The 22,611-nt window shown below is 55.4% G+C and carries 12 protein-coding genes; 6 read left to right on the top strand and 6 right to left on the bottom strand.

Going from position 1 to position 22,611, the window contains the following annotated elements; translation table 11 throughout:
- Positions 1-8: 8 nt before the first annotated feature.
- Positions 9-1,487, bottom strand: coding sequence for a leucyl aminopeptidase (locus tag ABEA92_RS10170; protein WP_345683720.1), 1,479 nt, complete (start codon positions 1,485-1,487; stop codon positions 9-11).
- A gap of 239 nt (positions 1,488-1,726) precedes the next feature.
- On the opposite strand from ABEA92_RS10170, the gene ABEA92_RS10165 reads away from it, so the two are divergent.
- From ABEA92_RS10165 to ABEA92_RS10150, 4 genes are all read left to right on the top strand, one after another.
- Positions 1,727-3,586 carry a UbiD family decarboxylase gene (locus tag ABEA92_RS10165; RefSeq protein WP_345683719.1) on the top strand — a complete coding sequence of 620 codons (1,860 nt, stop codon included), beginning with the start codon at positions 1,727-1,729 and terminating at the stop codon, positions 3,584-3,586.
- A 185-nt stretch (positions 3,587-3,771) separates the two neighbouring features.
- Positions 3,772-4,818, top strand: coding sequence for a hypothetical protein (locus tag ABEA92_RS10160; protein WP_345683718.1), 1,047 nt, complete (start codon positions 3,772-3,774; stop codon positions 4,816-4,818).
- Positions 4,815-5,846, top strand: coding sequence for a DUF362 domain-containing protein (locus tag ABEA92_RS10155; protein ID WP_345683717.1), 1,032 nt, complete (start codon positions 4,815-4,817; stop codon positions 5,844-5,846). Before ABEA92_RS10160 ends, ABEA92_RS10155 begins: the two co-directional genes overlap by 4 nt.
- Before the next feature lie 8 nt (positions 5,847-5,854).
- The gene (locus ABEA92_RS10150; RefSeq protein WP_425572420.1) at positions 5,855-6,697 is read left to right on the top strand and encodes an SDR family NAD(P)-dependent oxidoreductase; all 843 of its coding nucleotides are present in this window, start codon (positions 5,855-5,857) and stop codon (positions 6,695-6,697) included.
- A 67-nt stretch (positions 6,698-6,764) separates the two neighbouring features.
- Here ABEA92_RS10150 and ABEA92_RS10145 read toward each other — a convergent pair whose 3' ends face one another.
- The 4 genes from ABEA92_RS10145 to ABEA92_RS10130 form a co-directional block, all read right to left on the bottom strand.
- Positions 6,765-7,277, bottom strand: a complete 513-nt coding sequence (locus tag ABEA92_RS10145; protein WP_345683716.1) for a CinA family protein — start codon at positions 7,275-7,277, stop codon at positions 6,765-6,767.
- Positions 7,278-7,321: 44 nt separating this feature from the next.
- A complete protein-coding gene (locus ABEA92_RS10140) occupies positions 7,322-8,677 on the bottom strand; it encodes a Gfo/Idh/MocA family protein (protein WP_345683715.1) in 1,356 nt (451 codons plus the stop codon).
- 12 nt (positions 8,678-8,689) lie between these two features.
- The gene (locus ABEA92_RS10135; RefSeq protein ID WP_345683714.1) at positions 8,690-8,896 is read right to left on the bottom strand and encodes a hypothetical protein; all 207 of its coding nucleotides are present in this window, start codon (positions 8,894-8,896) and stop codon (positions 8,690-8,692) included.
- A 132-nt stretch (positions 8,897-9,028) separates the two neighbouring features.
- Positions 9,029-9,997 carry a deoxyhypusine synthase family protein gene (locus tag ABEA92_RS10130; RefSeq protein WP_345683713.1) on the bottom strand — a complete coding sequence of 323 codons (969 nt, stop codon included), beginning with the start codon at positions 9,995-9,997 and terminating at the stop codon, positions 9,029-9,031.
- A gap of 1,147 nt (positions 9,998-11,144) precedes the next feature.
- Between ABEA92_RS10130 and rpoB the strand changes: the two genes are divergently transcribed.
- Positions 11,145-14,867 carry a DNA-directed RNA polymerase subunit beta gene (rpoB, locus tag ABEA92_RS10125; RefSeq protein WP_345683712.1) on the top strand — a complete coding sequence of 1,241 codons (3,723 nt, stop codon included), beginning with the start codon at positions 11,145-11,147 and terminating at the stop codon, positions 14,865-14,867.
- A 181-nt stretch (positions 14,868-15,048) separates the two neighbouring features.
- Positions 15,049-19,473, top strand: coding sequence for a DNA-directed RNA polymerase subunit beta' (gene rpoC, locus ABEA92_RS10120; RefSeq protein ID WP_345683711.1), 4,425 nt, complete (start codon positions 15,049-15,051; stop codon positions 19,471-19,473).
- 165 nt (positions 19,474-19,638) lie between these two features.
- Here the strand turns inward: rpoC and ABEA92_RS10115 are convergent, their stop codons facing one another.
- The gene (locus ABEA92_RS10115; RefSeq protein WP_345683710.1) at positions 19,639-22,095 is read right to left on the bottom strand and encodes a polysaccharide biosynthesis tyrosine autokinase; all 2,457 of its coding nucleotides are present in this window, start codon (positions 22,093-22,095) and stop codon (positions 19,639-19,641) included.
- Positions 22,096-22,611: the final 516 nt, after the last annotated feature.

The following is a 22,611-nucleotide window of genomic DNA, read 5'->3' as shown; positions in this document are numbered from 1 at the left end:
CCCAAAGACTAGGCTTGGGATTCGATCCAATTGACAAGGGTGCGAACCATCACCCCGGTGGCCCCAGCGTCGCGGTGGGGTTTGGGCGAATCAACAAACGCGGGACCCGCGATGTCGATGTGGACCCACGGGGTATCGCCGACAAAATTCGCGAGGAATTTGGCTGCCGTGATCGCGCCGCCCCAACGGCCTTCGCCCACGTTCTTGATGTCGGCGACCTTGCTTTTGATCTTTTCGTCGTACAGTTCGAACATGGGTAACTGCCAAACGGGTTCACCCTCTTGCTTGGCCGCCTGCGAAACGGCATCACAAAGTGGTTGATCGTTGGTCATCAATCCAGCGACCTCCATCCCCAGCGCGACCATGCACGCGCCGGTCAGGGTAGCCAAATCAACGATGCTCGACGGAGCATTTTCGCGAGTCACGTCGAGCGTGTCTGCCAACACGACGCGGCCTTCGGCATCGGTGTTCAGAATCTCAATCGTCTTGCCGCTGCGAGTTTTGATCACGTCCCCGAGTTTGTAGCTGGTGCCGCTGATCATGTTTTCAGCCAATCCGCAAACACCGATCACGTTTCGTTTGACACCGAGCTGTGCGACCGCTTGCATCACGCCGAGCACCGTTGCGGCACCGGCCATGTCGCATTTCATGTCGACCATGCCGTCGCTGGGTTTGATCGACAAACCGCCACTGTCAAACGTCACGCCTTTACCGACGATGGCAATCGGAGCTTCGTCTCCGCCGCCTTGATGACGCAGGATCACGAGTCGCGGCGGACGAGCCGACCCACTGCCCACAGCAAGGATCGCCCGGCAATTTTCACTTTCGAGTTTCGTTTCGTCCCAAACTTCGATGTCCATCCCTGTCGCAGCGGCCACTTTCCGAGCCTGTTCGGCAAAGGATTCAGGATAGATGACACCTGCAGGCTCGTTCACCAAGCGGCGAGTTTGGATCATGGCGTGACCAAGGATCTTGCCCCGCTCGATCGCGTCCTGTGAAATACCCGAGAAACGAATGGTCGAGGGGACATGCGTGCTGGGATCCGAGTGATAAATCGCCAAATTCTCGCAAGCACAAACCGCCCCAGCCACCATTGCATCGTGCGTCGATGGATCAAAGGACTCGCCGAGCGCGATGTCAACTTGGTCCAACGCGTTGCTGGTGACCGAGCGAATGGCAATTGCGGCGGTTTCAAATGCGACGACCCGAGCATCGCGAGTGTCGTCGCCGGTGCCCACAAGCAGCACAACGGGGGGACCATTTTTTTTCCCCGGCACGAGCTTGTTGACCTTGCCTCGTTTGCAAGAAATCGCATTGCGTTCGCGCAGGCCATCGATCCAGCCGTCACCGGCTTCGTTCAGCCGAGTCAGTGTGGGCGAATCCTGCTGCTTGCCCGAAATTCCGACGATCAACACATCGGTGGACGCATCCGATGCATCGGTGAACGAGATGACTTGGGGCGAGGGAAGAGGAAGACTTTCAAGCATCGGTATTCAGGGGTTTGAGAGACTGTGGGACGCTGGCACTTTCCATGTCGCAGCTGCGGTAGCGATCGATCATGTTTCGCGATCGACCGGTGTTAGTCTAAAGACATCTCGCCGGTTATCCTAGCTAGCCAGTAATCTTAGGGGGCCCACTCGTTTTTTTTGAACGCCGGATGTCGCCGGCTTGCTCCTTTGTTCTACAACTACCGCAGATTCCCTTCTGCTCGATTTGAAAGCTGATCGTGAAGCACCGTAGCACCCTAGATGTTGTCGAGGATTTACGCCGTGATGGACGGTTGATTGAGGTCACCGATCCGGTCGATCCGTGTCTGGAAATGGCAGAGATTCAGCGACGTGTTTACGCTCGCGGAGGACCGGCAATCTTGTTCTCGAACGTGGTGGGGGCACGGTTCCCCATGGCATCGAACTTATTCGGGACGTTAGAGCAAGCGCGGTATCTGTTTCGCGACACGCTCGAATCGGTGCGTCGGCTGATCGAATTGAAATTGGATCCATCGGCACTTCCCAAACGGCCGTTGCGTTACGCTGGCGTCCCTTGGACGGCGCTACACACGTTGCCAAAATCGGTCTCCCGTGGTGCGGTGATGGCAAATCGGTGCCGTGTTTCCGAGCTGCCCCAACTAAAGTGCTGGCCCGACGACGGGGGCGCGTTTGTCACGCTGCCGCAAGTGCTCAGTGAGGACCCGGCCGCAGCCGGTGATCTGATGAAAGTCAATCTGGGGATGTACCGAATTCAAATTTCAGGAAATCAATACGTAACAGATCAAGAGATTGGCTTGCATTATCAAATTCATCGTGGGATCGGGGTCCATCATCGCGCCGCACTGGATCGCAACGAACCGCTACGTGTCGCGATCACGGTGGGTGGTTCACCTGCGATGACCTTGGCCGCCGTGATGCCGCTGCCCGAAGGGTTGACGGAGTTGATCTTTGCGGGCGCATTGTCGGGTCGCCGCATCGCGATGGTGCGTGGCGACCATGCTCCGGTTTATGCCGATGCCGATTTTGCCATCGTGGGCACAATTGATCCGTCGCGAACGAAACCCGAAGGCCCATTTGGTGATCATCTCGGGTACTACAGTTTGGAACACCCGTTCCCGGTGATGCGTGTTGAGCATGTGTGGCACCGCAAGGGTGCGATATGGCCGTTTACTGTCGTCGGCCGGCCGCCTCAGGAAGACACGACGTTTGGTCAATTGATCCACGAGTTGACCGATCCCATCATTCCCACCGTGATCCCCGGAGTCAAAGCGGTGCACGCCGTGGATGCGGCTGGCGTGCACCCATTGTTGTTGGCGATCGGTAGCGAACGATACATGCCGTATTTGGAGCGTCAGGAGCCACAAGAATTGCTGACGCAAGCCAATGCGATCCTTGGCAACGGCCAACTCTCACTTGCTAAATATTTGTGGATCACCGATGACCCCGCAGGCCAGTTGGACATTCATCAAATCGAACCGTTTTTTCAACACGTGCTCAAGCGCGTCGATTGGCGACGCGATTTGCATTTTCAAACACGGACCACGATCGACACGCTTGACTACAGCGGCAGCGGGCTGAACCGCGGTTCGAAATTGGTCGTTGCTGCCTCGGGCGATCCGGTTCGCAACTTGGCGACCGAGTGGCCGAGCGATGTTCCGTTGCCGGAACCGTTTTCGCACCCTCGCCGGGTGATGCCGGGCGTGTTTGCAATCCAGTCGCCGAAGTACTCAACATCCGAGGCGGATCGAAATTCGAATCAAGTCGCCCTACTCGCCGAGGCGTTGCAGCAGTACCAGAGCGATGGGCACCCTGATTCGCTTGCCGGGGTGATGATTTTGACCTTGGTCGAGGACAGTGCGTTTGCCGCCGCATCGCTTTCGAATTGGTTGTGGACCACCTTTACTCGCAGTAATCCCGCAGTGGATGTTTCCGGAGTGAACGCTTCGCTGGTTGACAAGCACTGGGGTTGCGATGGACCGCTCATTATCGATGCACGTGTCAAACCGTCGCATGCCCCGCCGTTGATCGAAGATCCCAAAACTACCGCCAAAGTGGATGCTCGAGCTGCACGAGGCGGACCGCTAGCAAAGTATTTGTAACGTTTCCGAGCGGATTTCAGCGAAACCGGGCTCACCGGCGGCCTGATGCATGCCGCGATCGCACGTTCGTATTGTCATGCTATCGCTCGATTCGTAGGATTGCAGAACTCGAGTACCAACCACCCGAGGTTTGGGTACCGCGTTTTGCATCCAGAGATCACTCCAAATCGAGGGATGCGAACGCTTTGGCGATTTCACGCAATGCAGCAATTCGGCGTGATCCGGCTCTATCGCAAACGGCTAACCCCAACGAATCCAATGGCGGCGACATGGAAGCGAACGCATCTTCGGTGAATACAACCCAGTGGATCGAGCAGCAGGTCAAGCGTTTGGATTCGCAGCCGATCGTGGGTTACCTTTCTGAAGGTCCTCCGTCGGCCGAGTCGGTTGCGTTTGCGGCGCTGACCGCATGTGCGTACCAGCGTCGTGGCGCTGCGGCAGAGGCATGTCGGCGGCTGCTCGATTCTCAGCTCGAGAATGGTTCGGTAGCGGTATGGCTTGATGACAAAGGACCGTTTTGGCCTACCTCGCTCGCCTGTATCGCGTGGCGACGATTTGAAAAACAATGGCCTGAACAAGCGAAATCGTGGTGCCGTGACGCCTACGAAAAAGGGATGGATTTCCTGCTCAGCTTTGGTGGCGAGAAAATCGCTCGCAACGAGATCATTGGGCACGACACCGAATTGGTCGGATGGCCTTGGGTGTTGGGAACGCATTCCTGGATCGAGCCGACCGCAATGGCGCTGCTTGCCATGCGACATTGTGACCGGGCAAACCATCCGCGTGCGATCGAAGCGGCTCAGTTGCTGTTGGATCGCCAATTGCCAACTGGAGGTGCAAACTATGGAAACACGTTTGTGCTCGGGCAGGTACTGCGTGCACATGTTTTGCCTAGCGCGATGTGCGTTGTCTCACTGCATCGTATCGCACCGGTGCCCGCGGGACTTGACGCCACGGTGCGTTACTTGCAACAAGAATTGAATCGCCCCATTGCCGCGACGTCATTGACGTGGACCATTCATGCGTTGGTGTCGGCCGCTTGGGATTCAGAAAATGGTTTTGAGTTGGAATTCGATTGGCCGCTTCGCTCGGCGATCGAGCGGTTGCAGGCGATGGGCGAGAACCCGCATCGGCAAAATCAATTGATGTTAGCGGCGCAGTTTCATCAATCGCCTCTGCTCGACTTGCCACCGTTGTCGCTGGCGAATCCTACCCGAGGAACTGTTCAATGAGTGATTCCAGCGATCCGATCCATCCGACGTCAAAGCAGGATCGTCGTGGTTTTCTGGTGTCCGGAGCCGTTGTGGCCGCCGGCGCTGCGGGCGTTGCGTATTGGAACCAGCGTTCGCAGCCGAACTCGTCGGTGTTTATCGCCAGGAATCAGAAATACGATGGTGAATTGGTGCGTACGATTCGCGACGGATTGATTGCGTGCGAATTTGATCCGGCGTGGGTTGCGGGCAAGCGGGTATTGCTGAAACCCAATCTCGTTGAACCATCGCGGCTTGCGCCCCACATGACGACGCACCCGGCGATGATCCAGGCGGCTGCGGAGGTGTTTCGTAGCTGGAATGCGGAGGTGATGGTTGGCGAAGGTCCTGGGCACGTTCGCGACACCGAGCAAGCGCTGTTGGATTCGGGGGTGATGGAGGCGCTGCATGATGCCAAGCTCTCGTTTGCCGATTTGAATTACCAACAAGTGCGTTCGGTGAAGAACGCGGGCCGCAGCTGTGCGCTAAAACAATTTTATTTCCCGCAATCCGTGATCGAAGCCGACTTGATCGTTAGCATGCCAAAGATGAAAACGCATCATTGGATGGGGCTGACCGGAGCGATGAAGAATCTGTACGGTGTGATCCCAGGATGCAAATACGGGTGGCCCAAAAACGTACTGCATTTCAACGGCATTCCCCAAACGGTGTTCGACATCAATTCGTCGGTCGGGCGAACGATGACGATCGTGGATGGGATTGATTGCATGGAAGGTGACGGCCCAATCCTGGGGACAAAAAAAACGATGGGGTTGGTGTTGGTCGGGCAAAATTTAACCGCCGTCGACTCCACGCTGTGCCGGATCATGGATATCTTACCCGAACGGATTCCTTACCTTGCCCTGGCGGCCGACAAACTCGGGCCGCTTCGCGAATCGCAAATCACGCAACGTGGTGAATCATGGCGTCCGCTCGTGGACCCGTTCTTGCTGCTTGATCGAGATCATTTGCGGGGTTTGCGAGAAGCCAAAACGCACTTCGTCACCTAGATAACAGTATGTCCTTACCTGAGCCCTCGGCCGCGTCGCATCACTCATCGGCACTTGCCCGCGTTTTTGGCTGTCCCAACCCTGTCGCGTTGGTCACCGGCAGCGGTGCCCCGCGAGTCGGTCGGGCGATCGCAATCGCGTTGGCCCAACTGGGGTGCCGCATCGCACTGCACGCCAACACCAGCACGGACGATGCGGCGAAGGCAGCTGCCGAGATTACTCAGCGATTTGGCCGCGAAGCGATCGTGACGTCGGGAGCATTGCAGCAGGATGGGGTGGCCGATCACATCGTTGATCAAACGCATTCGCAATTTGGCCGCATCGATGTGCTGGTCAATTCGGCTGCGATTTGGCAGCCCACACGATTGGAAAACATCACGCCAGACGAAGTGCGGCGTTATTTTGAGATCAACGCACTCGGATCTTTCTTGTGCGCTCGGGCGGCCGGTCTAAAGATGGTGGTGCAGCCTAGCGGTGGATCCATCGTAAACATTGGAGATTGGGCCACCGTGCGGCCGTACCTCGATCACGCCGCCTATTTTCCTAGTAAGGGATCGATCGAGGTCATGACTCGCTCGCTTGCGGTCGAGTTGGCGCACCGCAATCCTCGAGTCCGAGTGAACTGCATCCAGCCCGGCCCCGTTTTGTTGTCGGATGAGGTGAGTCAATCGCAGCAACAATCAATCGCCGCAAGCACCTTGGTCGGCAAGATTGGTGCCCCCGAGAACATTGCCCACGCGGTTCAGTTTTTGTGTGAAAATGATTTTGTCACCGGCGTTTGTTTGCCCGTCGATGGAGGACGCAGCATCTTCGCTCCCGATGGGCTGCAAATCGGAATGAATACCGGTTAAATCGGACTTCGTCGCTCTTTGGCTTCGCGTGGGATCGTTCGTTGCCCCTGATTCGCAGCAAAGGAAACTACTGCGAACTAGACGGGTACTTTGCCGCCAAACTTTCAATGGCGTCGCTCAACACAATCCCCGCGGCTTCTTGTTGTCGCGAGATCCGGTCGGTCGCCGTTAACCGCACCGCGCGAACCGCAGCATCGGCAATCCGTTGGCCCCGCCACAGCACGCCGACGTAAATGGTGCCATCGACCTGTGCCGGAGCGTCTGGGCCGAGATGCCCCGTTACGGCAACCGCCAAGTCGGCTTCGGATGTTTGTTCCAACACGTTCTTGGCCAACTCGAGCGTAACCAACGCACTGACCGCTGTGTGTTTTTCAATCAAACTCGGGGCGATGTTCAACCACTGAGTCTTGGTCTGCTCGCGATACACCACCGCAGAACCGCAAAGCCATTTTGAGATGCCTGGTACCGAGGCCAACGTTGCCGAAACCAGCCCCGCAGTGCAGCTCTCGGCAAACACGATCCGTTTCTCGTGGTTTGCCAGTTGGTCGGCTAAACTGCGAGCATGGTTGAGAATATTCATCGAGCGATGTCACAGGGTGCGTGGAAAGGGGCAGTTGGGATGCGTTATCCCAGGGACCAACCTGCACGAGGCTCGCGACGAAGGAAAGGTTCGGCTTCGGGACAACCCACACACTCCATCGTATCGCGATTCCAGATGATTTTCTTGCCCACACGATAGGCCACATTGCCAAGGTGGTTGGCTTCGGTCAATGGGCCGGCGTAGCTGGCAAATGGACTGCCAGTCTCGCCTTCGCCGCGGCACGCAAGCAGCCATTCTTGGTGATGACCCGGCGAATCGGCGATAAAGGGTTCAGGGCGTTCGAAATCAGCAAAGTCGGACTCGGGCAATAGCACATGTTTGCCATAATCGGACAACAGCATTCCCTTGCTGCCAACGAACAAAACGCCGCTGTCCCATCGAGGGATGGCGTTTTGTGTCCACAGTTCCGGTTTGTGCGTCCCTTGGTACCACGTTAACGTTACCGGCGGCAAATCGCCTCGCTGGCCATATTCATAGACGGCCGTCATCGATGCTGGCGCGATTTCGGGATGCGGCGGAAGCCCGAACGACTCGACGCTCTGCGGTGCATCAAGTTTGAGCGCCCAAAAGGGCAGATCGTTCCAGTGCGAACCAAGGTCGGACATCGTGCCGTTGCCAAAGTCCCACCAACGATACCAGTTGGGGCCGGGAAAGTAGACTTCGTGGAACGGACGCTTCGGAGCCGGGCCAAGCCACAGGTCCCAATCGAGATGAGCGGGCGGCTTCATCGCACCTTGAGGGCGGTTGTTCACGAACAAACGGTCGCGGTGCTTCGTGGCATCAGCTTGAGATTGGTAGCCCCATGCACGAGATACCCAGACATGGGCTTCGCTGACATCACCAATCGCCCCGCTTTGAATCAATTCAACCACGCGGCGAAAGTTAGCCGATGCATGGATTTGTGTGCCCATTTGCGTAACCACGCCTGCGTCGGCCGCGGCTTCGGCGATGCGGCGTGTTTCGTACACGTTGTAAGCGAGCGGTTTTTCACAATACACGTGTTTGCCTAACTGTAACGCTGGCATCGTGGCATAGGCATGCGTGTGTTCGGTCGTGCTGACGACGACGGCGTCGATCTCGTTTCCAATTGCGTCGTATAGCTTGCGGAAATCGGCAAACTTTTTGGCTCCACTGAATCGGGTTGCCGCATGATCGACAAACCGAGAATCGACATCGCAAAGCCCGACTACGTCGACCGCTCCGCTTGCCGAGATCGCCGAAAGATTGGCACCGCCACGACCGCCGACGCCGATAAAGGCCACCTTCATTCGGTCGTTCGCCGATAACGCCAAGAGCGGTTTCGCTGTGGCCGCTGTGGCAACCGTTGCAAGGGAACTCGCCAGTAATTGTCGACGATTGATGTGCAGAGCTCGGTTCATGGGATCACCTTTTCAACGCCAGGAAGGAAATGAGGGGGGAATCGCAAAACCGGTTTTCAGGGCGAGTTGCAATTGGATGCAAACACCTTGGACACCATCGTTGGTGTCACGCTGCGAAAACCGGTCAGCGACACTCGCTTGCCGCGGTGCAGCGGCGAGCGAGTGAGCGTCATTGTAGCCCGGCGATTCGGTTGGCGTGGGGTTCGGCAGCAAATTCACGATATTCGACTCGCTGTGTCGCGTTGCTGAAAACTCACCCCTTTGGGGCGAAGGGAGATGGCATTGGGAATTGGCGTTCGCCAGGACGTCGCTTGTTAAAGCGACTTGCCTCTCCAATTTACCACCCCCAATCTACCATTCCAGGACATAGGCAAACACGAGCGGAGCGACGATCGATGCATCGCTTTGCACCATGAATTTAGGTGCTTCTGGCTCGAGTTTGCACCAGGTGATTTTCTCGTTCGGTACGGCGCCGCTATAGCCACCAAAACTGGTCACCGCGTCGCTGATCTGGCAGAAATACGCCCATAGTGGGATGTCCAGCTTCAGGTCTTGGATCATCAATGGGACCACACAAATCGGAAAGTCGCCTGCGATGCCGCCTCCGATTTGGAAGAACCCGATCGGGCTGTGCTTGGAGGTCTCGCTGTACCAATGGATCAATTTTTCCATTTGCATGGTGCCCGAAGCGATCGCTTGATGGTTGGCCACTTTGCCCTCGTACACACGAGCGGCGTAGATGTTGCCAAGCGTCGAATCCTCGAGTCCAGGAACGAAGACGGGGATCCCCGCGTCTTTGGCGGCTGCGACCCAGCTGTTTTCGCGTGGAATCTGGTAATGCTGGACCAAGTCTTCGTCGTCCAAAAGATCGAACATGAACTGGGCCGGCATCCGCATCTCTTTTTTCTCGGCGGCGTCCTGCCACATGACCAGCAATTTACTTTCGATGTGACGCATCACCGTTTCTGGGATGCAGGTGTCGGTGACACGGTTGAATCCTTCGTCTCGTAGTTTGACTTCGTCTTGGACCGACAATGCTCGCCAATCTTCGATGATGCGGTATTCGTCATGCGCGACAAGGTTAAAGATGTCCTCTTCGAGGTTCGCAGCGGTGCAGGTGATGGCGTGGACCTTGCCTTGGCGGATCATCTCGGCCAGTGAGATCCCCAATTCGCCGGTGCTCATCGCCCCGGCAAGCGTCACCATCATCTTGCCGCCGTTTTCGGCAGCGACAAATTCACGATAGCTTTTGGCAGCACTCAGGGTTTCGCGGGCATTGAAATGGAGAAAATTCTTTTCCAGGAATTCAGATACGTTCACGGCAAATGTTTCTTGTTAAAGCGTCACAAATACTTGGGAAGACGGGGGTTCGAAGATTCTAGCGGGTAATGCGTCCGTGCCGTAGCGGATGAGCAGAAAGGTTGTTTGTCGCGGAACGAGTGCATTCAGGCTGGCCGTATGCAGCCTGGCTGAATGTTACGAAAATCGTCGGCGGCTTGTTGGTTTATTGAGCCGCGACGCGTCAGCGGCCGGGGCCCGCGCGCGCGCCGGTGCCTTACGGCCTACGACTCAGCGTTGCGATTGGCAATTGGATTGAATCAACAAGCCGCTAACGAAATCCGTCGGCACGCCGGCAGGCATGTGGTCAAACGTTCATTGCTTCGGCAGCAGCGCTCTTTGCCGAGCGGCACGGGAAGCCGAGCAGCACAGGAAGCCGAGCACCACGGGAAGGTCTTTGGGCAGCGGGGCAAAGGCTTTTGATCACGAGCCGCCGTGCATTTCGAATCGTCGCGGAAGTGAGGGTCCGGGCATCTGGCCGGGCTTTTCGGCGTCTGGCGGGATGTTTTTATCTGTGGCGGGGCTCAATAACCTCAAGCGGACGGGCGGAGAATCGTCCTTGGTTGATCAATGCAACCTTGGTTGCTTTTTCTTGCCGAATTCATCATCACAAAACGGCGTTCTCGTTGGCCCTGGCCGCCGGAGCGTGCTTGCCGGAGCGGCCCGGTCAAATCGTCACAAACTGGTTCTCTGAAACGGTTTAGCGGCATTATTCGGGTTGGCCGAGGTCGCGGCGGTCTTGCGTAGCATTATTCGGGCCAAAAAGATCGACTTGCCCTTTTCGGATTTTGAGCGATCTGTTAGGGTTTGAGGGTGATCACCGGTGTAATTGTTGCGTTTTGCGTCCAAATCTTTCCGCTTGACCGTTTTTCTGGGAATGTTGGCCCACAGAGACGGCGAATTCTCTTCATCCATCCTCGATGTTTTCTCGGGCTGATGGTTTGCGCTAAACGTACTGATGCACACCGGCAGTCGCCTTTTGCAACTGTCCCAACATTCGTGACCCAAACGCATTCGCTTGGCAATGCGATTGTTTGTTCAGTTCAATCGAACCGTTTGATTGAAAAGCGCCTCTGCTACCTCACTCGCGCCCGCCAAATATTGGCCTCCTAAGGAGCTTTCACCGAAGATGGCAACTACGACCATGCGTCGCCTCGAACCTACTAGCGTTCGACACTTTGGAACTGGACTTTCCACTTTTGAACTACCTGACCTGACTGCCCTGCAAACCGTGTCTTACGCGGCGTTCCTGCAAGAGGATCGCGAGCCACTGAACCGGGAAGATAAAGGGTTGGAAAGTGTGTTGCGCGAGATTTTCCCTATCTCAAGTTATGACGGCAACATCACGCTGGAATATCTTTACTATGAATTGGGCAAACCACGCTATACCAGTCAGGAGTGTCGCCAGCTTCGTTTGACCTACGGTCGGCCGCTGCGAATTTGGTTGCGTCTGAATCGCGAAGAGCCTGTCGAAGAAGAGGTTTATCTGGGCGACCTGCCGATCATGATGGGCGGCGGTGAGTTCATCATCAACGGTGCCGAGCGTGTGGTGGTTTCGCAGTTGCACCGTAGTCCCGGTGTCGACTTTGTTCTCGAGCAAGACACCACGACCGATCGCAAATTGCCAAGCTGCCGCGTGATCCCCGAGCGTGGTTCGTGGATCGAAGTCAACGTGACCAAGAAAGACTCGCTGACGGTCCGGATTGACCAAAGTGGTAAGTTTGCTGCGACCACGTTGCTGCGAGCAATGGATCCTCGCTACTCGACCGACGCCGATTTGTTGGCAGCGTTCTACGAGACGAGCGAGTGCAAGATCAGTGGTGGCAAGAGTGCTGCGAAAATCGAAGGCAAGATCGCCGTCGATGACGTGATCTACCCCAGCGATTCGGATCGCGCGGGCGAGATCATCGTCGAAGCAGGCCACAAGATCACCAAGGAAGTTGCCGAGACGATCTGCACCGCTGGCGTTACCAGCATCGAGTGCATGGAATCGCCCAAGATTCCGTTGATCTTCAATACGTTGATGGAAGACAATACGGCCAGCCACGAAGAAGCGCTGCTTCGTATTTACCAGCGTCTGCGTCCGGGCAACCCGCCGCAACTGGAAAAGGCTCGCACCTTGTTCCAGGAAAAATTCTTTGACGAAAACCGATATCGTTTGGGCAAGGTGGGACGTTTCCGTCTGAACCGTAAACTTGATCTCGGCGTTGATGAAGACATCATGACGCTTCGCCCCGACGACATGATCGCGGCGATCAAGTACCTGATCAACTTGTTCGATCCCGACAGCGGCGCGGAAATCGACGACATTGACCACCTCGGTAACCGTCGTCTGCGAACGATCGACGAATTGGCGAGCGAAGAGCTTCGAAAGGGCTTCTTGAAGCTTCGTCGTACCGTGCAAGAGCGAATGAGTATCAAGGATGCTCAGGACATGTCGCCTCGCTCGTTGATCAATCCAAAGAGTGTTTCGGCGGCGATCGATTATTTCTTCGGTCGTGGCGAGCTTTCGCAGGTGGTTGACCAGACGAACCCACTGAGCCAATTGGCTCACGAGCGTCGCTTGTCGGCTCTCGGCCCCGGGGGATTGAACCGTAAACGTGCGGGCTTCGAAGTCCGTGACGTTCACATTTCGCACTACGGTCGTATTTGTCCGATCGAAACGCCTGAAGGTACCAACATTGGTTTGATTAGCTCGTTGGCGATTTACGCTGGCGTGGACAGCTATGGATTCTTGGTGACTCCGTATCGATTGATCAAAGACGGCAAGGTGATCGACCAAGTCGTATGGTTGCGTGCGGACGAAGAGAGTGAATCGTATGTTGCTCCGGCGGATACCGAGATCGTCGATGGCGCTCTCGTCCCAGGGCCGAACATGATCGCTCGGTTCCGAAGCGACTTTGAAATTGTCCAGCCCGAGCAGGTCGACTATATGGACGTTGCCCCGAGCCAAATGGTAGGGGTATCAGCCGGTTTGATTCCGTTCCTCGAGCACGACGATGCAAACCGTGCGTTGATGGGTTCGAACATGCAGCGGCAAGCGGTTCCGTTGTTGGTCGCCGAGCCTCCGATCGTTGGTACCGGTGTCGAGCGTGAAGTTGCTCGCAACAGTGCGATGGTCGTGCGAGCCCGTCGTGCGGGCAAGGTCACCTACGCCGATTCGACACGAATCGAAATCGGCAGCGATCACTATGATCTGAAGAAATATCAAGGTCTTAACGAACGTACCTGCTTGAACCAAAAGCCGATCGTCAACGTCGGCGACAAGGTCGAGCAAAACCAAATCATTGCCGACGGAGCTGCGACGCGTAACGGCGAGTTGGCACTGGGACGAAATGTCTTGGTCGGCTTTATGTCGTTCGACGGGTTCAACTACGAAGACGCGATCATCATCAGCGAAGAATTGGTTCGCAACGATACTTACACGTCGATTCACATCGAAGATTTTGACGTGGAAATTCGCGAAACCAAACTTGGCCGCGAAGAGTTCACTCGCGACATTCCCAACGTGTCCGAAAAGGCACTGCGGAACCTGGACGATTCGGGGATCGTCAATGTTGGTACTTACGTCAAACCGGGGGACATCCTGGTGGGCAAGGTAAGTCCGAAGAGCAAAACCGAATTGACCCCTGAAGAAAAACTGTTGCACGCGATCTTTGGTCGTGCGGGCGAAGACGTCAAGAACGATTCGCTCGAGGTTCCATCGGGCATCGAAGGGATCGTGATCGACACCCAGAAATTCTCGCGTCGAATGAGCTTGTCCGAAGATGAGCGAAAGATTTTCGAAGCCGAACTGAAGGCCGTTGAAAGCGAAGGCAATGCCGAAGTCGCCAGCACCTTTGAATCGCTGGTTCGCGAAATGGAAGAAGTCGCCGGAGTGAAGCTCAAGGACGCGACCGGAACTCCGTTGGCGGATGGCCAAGATCCGAAATTTGTTGCCGAGCGTGCGACCTCGTTCCGCTTGGACCACATCTTGGATCAAGTCAAAGACGAAGCGAAGAAGAAAGAGGTTGAAAACGTTCACGCTCAACAATGGGCGAACGTCGAAACCGCGATTGACGCACGTGACCGCAAACTCAACAGCATGAAGCGTGGTGACGAACTACGCAGTGGTGTTCTGCAGATGGTCAAGGTCTACATCGCGACCAAGCGAGTGATCAGCGTCGGTGACAAGATGGCCGGACGCCACGGTAACAAGGGTGTGATTGCCAAGATTCTGCCGATCGAGGACATGCCGTTCTTGCCCGATGGAACTCCGATCCAAATCATGCTCAACCCGCTGGGCGTTCCTAGCCGGATGAACGTGGGACAGATTCTCGAAACGCACCTCGGATGGGCTGGTGCCAAGCTTGGTTTCCAAGCGTTGACGCCTGTTTTTGATGGTGCGAGCGAAGCGGACATCAACAAGTGTCTTGCCGAAGCCGGGCTTCCCGCGCACGGTAAAATCCGTTTGACGGATGGACGCACCGGCGTGCCGATGGAGCAGGAAACGACGGTCGGTTACATCTACATGCTGAAATTGCATCACTTGGTGGATGACAAGGTTCACGCACGAAGCACCGGACCGTACTCGTTGATCACTCAGCAGCCGCTTGGTGGTAAGGCTCGTTTCGGTGGCCAACGTTTCGGGGAAATGGAAGTGTGGGCACTGGAGGCTTATGGTGCCGCTTACATTTTGCAGGAATTGTTGACCGTCAAGAGCGACGACGTCGAAGGCCGTACCAAGATTTACGAGTCGATGGTCAAGGGCGAGAACACGTTGGAAGCGGGCACCCCCGCGAGCTTCGACGTGTTGACGAACGAGATCCGCGGCTTGGCGCTCAACATGCAGCTCGAGAAGCGACCGATTTAAGAGAGGTATTAGGTATTGGGTTTTCGCCAGCGGTGCACCTCGGTGCGGCGCGGCGAAGACCTTGTCCTCTCTCGTTTTGAAACCGCAGCGGACGGCTGCGGTCATGACTTTGCGACTTTCAATCCCGACAGTCGCTACCCCCCCTGACACCTAAAAACCTGCTTTCTAAGGCCTGTGATTTATGTCGATTAGCGAAACTAGCAATTACGATCGCATCAACGACTACGCTTCGGTACGCATCTCGCTCGCGCGACCCCAAGACATCAAGAGTTGGTCTTTCGGCGAAGTCAAGAAGCCCGAAACGATTAACTACCGTACCTACCGTCCGGAAAAAGACGGTCTCTTCTGTGAACGCATCTTCGGCCCTGAAAAGGACTGGGAATGTGCCTGCGGTAAGTACCGTGGGATGAAGTACAAGGGCATGATCTGTGACCGTTGTGGTGTCAAAGTGACCCACAGCCGTGTCCGCCGTAAACGAATGGGGCACATCGAATTGGCGGCCCCCGTCGTCCACATTTGGTTCTTCAAAGCGATGCCTTCGCGTTTGGGGAACCTGTTGGACATGAAGACCAGCTCGCTCGAAAAGGTCATCTATTTCCAAGATTACGTCGTCATCGATCCGGGCCAAACCGAACTCGAAGAACGTCAACTGTTGACCGAAGAAGAGTATCGTGCCGCTCGCGTTCAGTGGGGCAACGATGCCTTTGACGCCGATATGGGCGCCGAGGCCGTTCGCAAACTGCTGAACAAGTTGGACTTGGTCGCGCTGTCGGAAAAACTTCGTGTCGATCTGCAAGAGACCGGTTCGAAACAGAAGAAAAAGGATCTGATCAACCGGCTAAAAATCGTCGAGTCGATCCGTGACAGCGACAATCGTCCCGAGTGGATGGTGTTGGACGTGATTCCGGTCATTCCGCCCGATTTGCGTCCACTGGTTCTGCTTGATAGCGGTAACTTCGCAACCAGCGATTTGAACGATTTGTATCGCCGTATTATCAACCGTAACAACCGTTTGCGTAAACTTGTCGATCTGAACGCACCGGAAGTGATCATTCGCAACGAAAAGCGAATGTTGCAGCAATCCGTTGACGCGTTGTTCGATAACAACCGCTGTAAACGACCAGTACTCGGTTCGTCCAACCGGCCGCTGAAGTCGTTGACCGACATGATCAAGGGCAAGCAAGGTCGTTTCCGCGAAAACTTGCTTGGTAAACGGGTCGATTACTCGGCGCGTAGCGTGATCGTGGTCGGGCCACGTTTGAAACTGCATCAATGTGGTTTGCCCAAGAAGATCGCGTTGGAACTGTACCAACCGTTCATCATTCGTCGCTTGAAAGAACTCGGCCACGCCGACACGATCAAGTCCGCCAAGAAGATGCTTGAGCGTAAAGACGAAGAGGTATGGGATATCCTCGAGCAAGTGATCCGCAACCACCCGGTGCTGCTCAACCGAGCCCCGACGCTTCACCGCATGGGGATCCAAGCGTTCGAACCGACCTTGGTCGAAGGCAACGCGATCCATTTGCACCCACTGGTTTGCAAGGGCTTTAACGCCGACTTCGACGGTGACCAGATGGCGGTCCACTTGCCGCTTTCGATCGAGGCACAAGTCGAAGCTCATACGTTGATGATGAGTACCAACAACGTCTTCGCCCCGTCCAACGGTAAACCGATTATGAGTCCGTCGCAGGACATCGTGATGGGTTGTTACTACATGACGATGGAACAGCCCGATCGTAAGGGCGAAGGCATGGTGTTCTCGGGTTACGACGAAGTCGACTTGGCCACCGCGCAAGGCATTATCAATGTGCACGCCAAGATCAAATTGCGTTTGCCGAAGTTCCAGAAGTTGAAAACCAAGGACGATTCGGGCAAATACGGTGCGATCATCGACACCACCCCAGGGCGTGTGCGTTTCAACGAAATGCTGCCTGACGGGATGGACTACTACAACTTCCCGATGCGAAGCGGTGACTTGGCTAAGGTCATTTCGGACTGCTACCAACGTCTCGGACGCAAAGCAACGATTCACTTGCTTGACGACATGATGCAGATGGGCTTCCGCGAATCCACGCGAAGCGGTTTGTCGTTTGCAACCGATGACTTGGTAACGCCAGATACCAAGCTCAGCTTCATCCGTGAAGCTGAGAAAGAGGTGATGAAGCACAAGAAGGCTTATGACCGCGGGTTGATGACCGGTAAAGAGCGTTACAACCAGGTTCTCGACGAATGGACCAAGGCTCGTGAATCGATCACGACCGACATGATGAAAGCGATGGAAAACGACGTTCGCGAAGGCGGATGGTACGTGAACCCCGTTTTCTTGATGTCGCACTCCGGTGCTCGTGGTGGTATCGAACAGATTCGACAGCTCGCGGGGATGCGTGGTTTGATGGCCAAGCCGACCGGCGAGATCATCGAAACGCCGATTAAAGCGAACTTCCGTGAAGGTTTGTCGGTACTCGAATACTTCAGTTCGACGCACGGTGCACGTAAGGGCTTGGCGGATACCGCACTGAAGACGGCCGACAGCGGTTACTTGACTCGTAAACTTGCTGACGTCGCCCAAAACGTGGTAATCACGATGGACGATTGTGGTACGACGCAAGGCATCACCAAGGGTGTGGTTTACCGTGGTGAAAAGGTCGAGGTTAGCTTGGTCGACTCGATCAACGGGCGGATCAGCCGTCAATCGATCGTCAACCCTGTGACCGACGAAGTGATTGTGGCTGAGAACCAAATGATCACGCCTGAGATCGCGCGTCGCATCGAAGCGATGGGACTCGAGAAGATCCAAGTGCGTACACCGATGACCTGCGATGCACCGCTTGGTGTTTGTCGCCGTTGTTACGGAATGGACATGTCCACCGGTGCAATGGTCGAAGAAGGCATGGCGGTCGGAATCATCGCGGCACAAAGTATCGGTGAACCCGGTACTCAGCTAACCATGCGTACGTTCCACATCGGTGGTAGCGTGAGCAAGCAGATGGAAGAATCGGACATCAAGAGCAAGAAGTCCGGTATCGTCCGTCTGACCCGCATGCGTGCGGTTCGAAACACCGAAGGCCGCAACATTGTGTTGACGCGAAACGGCGAAATTTCGTTGGTCGACGATCGCGGACGTGAAATCGAATCGTACCCGGTTCCAACCGGGGCCACGTTGATGGTCGAAGAAAATGACACCGTTACCGAAGGTCAAATCCTTTGCGAATGGAACCCCTACTCGATTCCCATTTTGTCGGAAGTCGAAGGCCGGGTTCGCTTTGAAGACGTTGTCGAAGGCGAAACGATGCGGCAAGAGCGTGAAGCAAGCGGTAACATCCGAATGCTGATCGTGGATCACAAGGGTGACTTGCACCCGCAGATCGTGATCGAGGACATGGAAGGCAAGGCATTGGACGTTCAGTACCTGCCCGAACGTGCGATGATCATGGCCAAAGAAGGCGCCACGATTACGCCCGGCATGGTGCTCGCGGAAATGCCGCGTGAAACCGGCGGGGTATCGGACATCACCGGTGGTCTGCCGCGGGTAACCGAGATTTTCGAAGCTCGCAAACCGAAGGATCCGGCGGTCATCGCCGAAATCGACGGTGAAGTCGAAATTCTGGCTGAGAAAAAGCGTGGTAAACGAACCATCGTTGTTCGCAGTGAATCCGGAATTGAACGTGAGCACTTGGTGCCTCACGGTAAGCACTTCCAAGTTCACAGCGGTGACATCGTGCGTGCGGGACAAGCTCTTGTCGATGGACCTTTGGTGCCTCACGACATCTTGCGGGTTTCCGGCGAAGAAGCAGTACAGCAATACCTGCTGCATGAAATTCAACAGGTTTATCAATCCCAACGTGTGGAAATCAACGATAAGCACTGTGAAATCATCATCGCTCGCATGCTTCGCAAGGTGAAGATCGAGAATCCCGGCGATACCAACTTGTTGCCTGGATTGGTGATGGACCGATTCCAGTTCCGCAAGGCAAATCAAGAACTTTCCAAGTGCATCAAGATCGTCAATCCTGGCGATAGTGATTACAGCGAAGGGACGATCATTCCAAAGGATACGTTCGAGCAGGCGAATGCCGAGATCGAAGCATTGGGTGGTACTCCGGCCAAGGGCAAGCGTCCGAAGTCGGCGACCGCGAGTACTCAATTGCTTGGAATCACCAAGGCCGCGGTTCAATCGAACAGCTTTATCAGTGCGGCCTCCTTCCAAGAAACTACCAAGGTCTTGACCGAAGCCGCGTTGGCGGGCAAGGTCGACAAGTTGGTGGGATTGAAGGAAAACGTGATCCTCGGTCACTTGATTCCTGCTGGTACCGGATTCCGGATCTTCCAAGATGGCGAGGTGAATTACCGTCGCGAAGCATTGGAAGAATTGGCTGCGGCCCCGGTTCAATCGCTCGAAGAAAGCTTCCCACTGCTCAACGCAGGCGAAGAAGCGGCTCCGGCACCTGCGGCACCAACCATTTCGCCGTTGGATGTTTCACCGGCCGATTCTCCGGCAATGGACAACGAAAGCAGCGATGCTCCGGCAACACCTGCCAGCAACGAAGCGTTGGACAACATGTTCGGCGGCGGAAGCAGCAGCGGCGGCGAGCAACAGGGATCCTAATCCCTGTTGGCGACCCACGCACTGATGGCGTGACGCTAAACGTTTAACGAAAAGACGGCGGTGATCTCAGATCACCGCCGTCTTTTTTGTTGATCATGGCGTTGCCGCCGACCTCTAGCGGTTTGCGTTTGTGCCTAATGAAATTGATGCTAAAAAAATCGGCGTTTAGTGGATTCGTCGTTTTGTCACTGTCGTTACAGGCGACGTCGTCATGATCTGAGGCGGTTCAAAACTGCGACGACGACACTTGGTGCAGGTCGTTTCGTTGACCACGACTCCCAACACGTTGGCGCCCGCGATGTCAAGCAATTCGCACGCTTGTTGGGTCTTCGTCGGATCGCTGTGATGCGAACGGATGGTCAACAGAACGCCGTCCGACAACGCAGAGATCACACGCGATTCACTCGCCAACAGGATCGGCGGAGTGTCGATGATCACAAATTGAAATCGGTCTCTTAACCAATCGACAAAGCGGGCGAAACGCGGCAGCGCGATCAGGTCCGCCGGGCTCTTCGGCAGCGGTCCCGCGGTCAATAAGTACAACCCCGCTGTGTTCACTTCGTGAATGACATCACGCGGAGTGGATTGCCCGCTAAGCAACGTTGACAGCCCAACGTGATTCGCATTGCTGAACAGATCGTGCATCGTTGGCGTGCGAAAATTGGTGTCCATCAATAACACGCGTTTGCCGGACTGGGCAATCGAAACGGCTAGATTGGCCGCCAACGTCGATTTGCCGTCACCCGCCATGGGGCTGGTCACTTGGATCACCATATTGGTGCCGGTGTGGTTGATACAGTCCAGTGCCGTACGGACCGATCGATAGGCTTCGGCATCGGCCGATTCGGGCTCGTGAACCGTACAGAGCGTTTGCGGGAGACGTGGTTGGAACCGTTTGCGATCGCGATTGCGTTCAGGGATCTTGGCGAGAATGGGCAGCCCCAGATCACGGATCGCCTCAGGATTGTGAAACGTACGTTCGGCGATTTCGGCACAGCCCACCCAGACAAAGGCGCAAAAGAAACCGATCATTCCCGAAGTCAGGGCAATGATCAGTGCGTTCGGAGCAATCTGCGATGGCGTGCTTGGCGGCGAGATGACGGTGGTGCGAAAGTTACCGTAGTCCTTGTTCAAATCGAACTGGCTAAGCTGGCTGACCAATGCATCGTAGCGTCGTTCGGTAAGTCCGATCTCGTTCATCAAATGATCGTGCTCACTTTGATAGAGCTCCGATTCACGAACCTTGCCCCGGTGTTGCTCCATCTGTCGGGTCATCGTCTGATACTGCGCGGCCAAGGTAAGGTCCGTCGCATCAAGGTCCGCCAATTCCTGTTCCAAGGATCCAATATAGGCATCGATTAACTCGGACAAGCGAGATTCGTTGCTTTCCATCGATTCCGCCGCGTCGTTCGTTGAGGCGGGGTTGCCGTTGTCGGGGACCGATGCTGACGCCAGCGATTCATCGACCAATCGACGCTCGATCGCGATTTCTTTCTCAACGGATTCAATTTGCTCGGTATACAAGTCGCGGATCTGACTGATTTTCTTTCGTAACTCTTGTAGCGATGGATAGTTGTCTCCGTATTGGTTGGACAACAGTTTCTCTTCTTCGATCAGCGGAAACAGCTGTTTGCCCAGTCGCTCTTTGAGTCCTTGCAATCGAATGCGGGCTTCGAGCAATCGCTCGTGTGCTTGCAGTTGTTTGGACTCACCACGCCACCTCGATTGCTCTGCCAAATCTTCACGTCGTTCGATCCGATGCAGATCCGATGATTCGAGATGCATTTGACGTTCAAGGTAGATCGCCGGAAGCAGCAGACTTGCCGCTTGAATGCTTTGCGATCGCGCTGCTTTGATGGTTGCCAGTCTCGACAAGGCTGCCGCGCGTTGCACGCTGGCATCCACGCGACGGTTGTCAATCTCTCTTAGTTGTTGTGAAAACGTGGCATACTCGGCATTCTCGATAGCCGGCAGCGGGACGGTGGCCTTCGCGGTTTGATGAGCTAGCTTTTGTCGTTGCAGTTGCTGCTGAAGCGATTCCGCCTTTTTGTGAATCAACGCGATTGCCTGCTCCATGTTTTCGCGACGAGAATCGACAAGATAATCCTCGTAGGTTTGCACGAGCGCTGCGAGAACCTGCGGACACTCTTCAGCGTGCACGCTGTCAAATGAGATTTGTACAATCGAATCCTTGTGATCCACATTCACCAGCGGCAGGAGCGTATTGGCGATGCTACTGGATTCGGCCAACAGGTTTAGCCCTTGCAGTTCATTCTCTTGAATTGCTTTTTCAACAAACCACGGGCTTTGGATTAGCGAAGCATGGGTGGCAAATAACGATGCATCACGCTCCGGTATCGAGTAGCCATCGGGACCAATGACATTTTTCGGCTGTACCAACACCTTCGCTTTCGAGCGATAAACGACGGGATGATTTTGGTAATAGATCCAGCCACCGACGAAGGCGTACAACAACGACAGCAGGATTCGGTACTTGTGACGGAGCACAAAGCGAAAGTACAAGACCAAGTCATCGATCTGCAGAAGGGCGTCGTCTGGCGGCGGAGGGGGGGCCAGTTCTGTCTTGTAAGTTTCGACCAACGGTGAACGACGAAGCATCATGCGCTCCTTATGCGGCAAGAGACTTTTAGCAATGAATGACGTTGGAAGCCATTTCACGCCTCAATCGATCTGAGGATTATCGAAGCCTCAGCTACAGTCACTGGAAGTGGTGGTTATCGTTAAATCGGGGTGGCGGTCCACGTGTCAGGTCAAGCTGTAATGTGGGCGGATGCCCCTTGTACGACTTAAGCCCAGCAGATTCCGCACTTCATATGCCGGATGATCACGTTGCATGCACTGGAGTACTGCTTCTGCCATTATAGGGGTAGGCCTGCTTCCGGTGGGGGGGTGATTTTCCAGTCTTTGCGAAAGATTTTGCCATTATTATTTTGCAAAACGCAATTCGCGGATTATGCCGGTTGTCACGATGCGAGCGTGCCGAGATGACTTTGGAGTGCACCCACGCGCACCTTGTCGGCCAAGCCAAAGCGTTGACATGGGCTCCGCGGCGTCGTTGATCGGCGTCGCTAGCTGCCTACCGATGGAGCTCAGCGAGCCGCCCCAGGCCGCATCGGA

This window comes from Novipirellula caenicola (assembly GCF_039545035.1).
Classification (GTDB): domain Bacteria; phylum Planctomycetota; class Planctomycetia; order Pirellulales; family Pirellulaceae; genus Novipirellula; species Novipirellula caenicola.
Note: the sequence above shows the minus strand (reverse complement) of the source record. Positions and strands in the feature narration are given on the sequence as shown.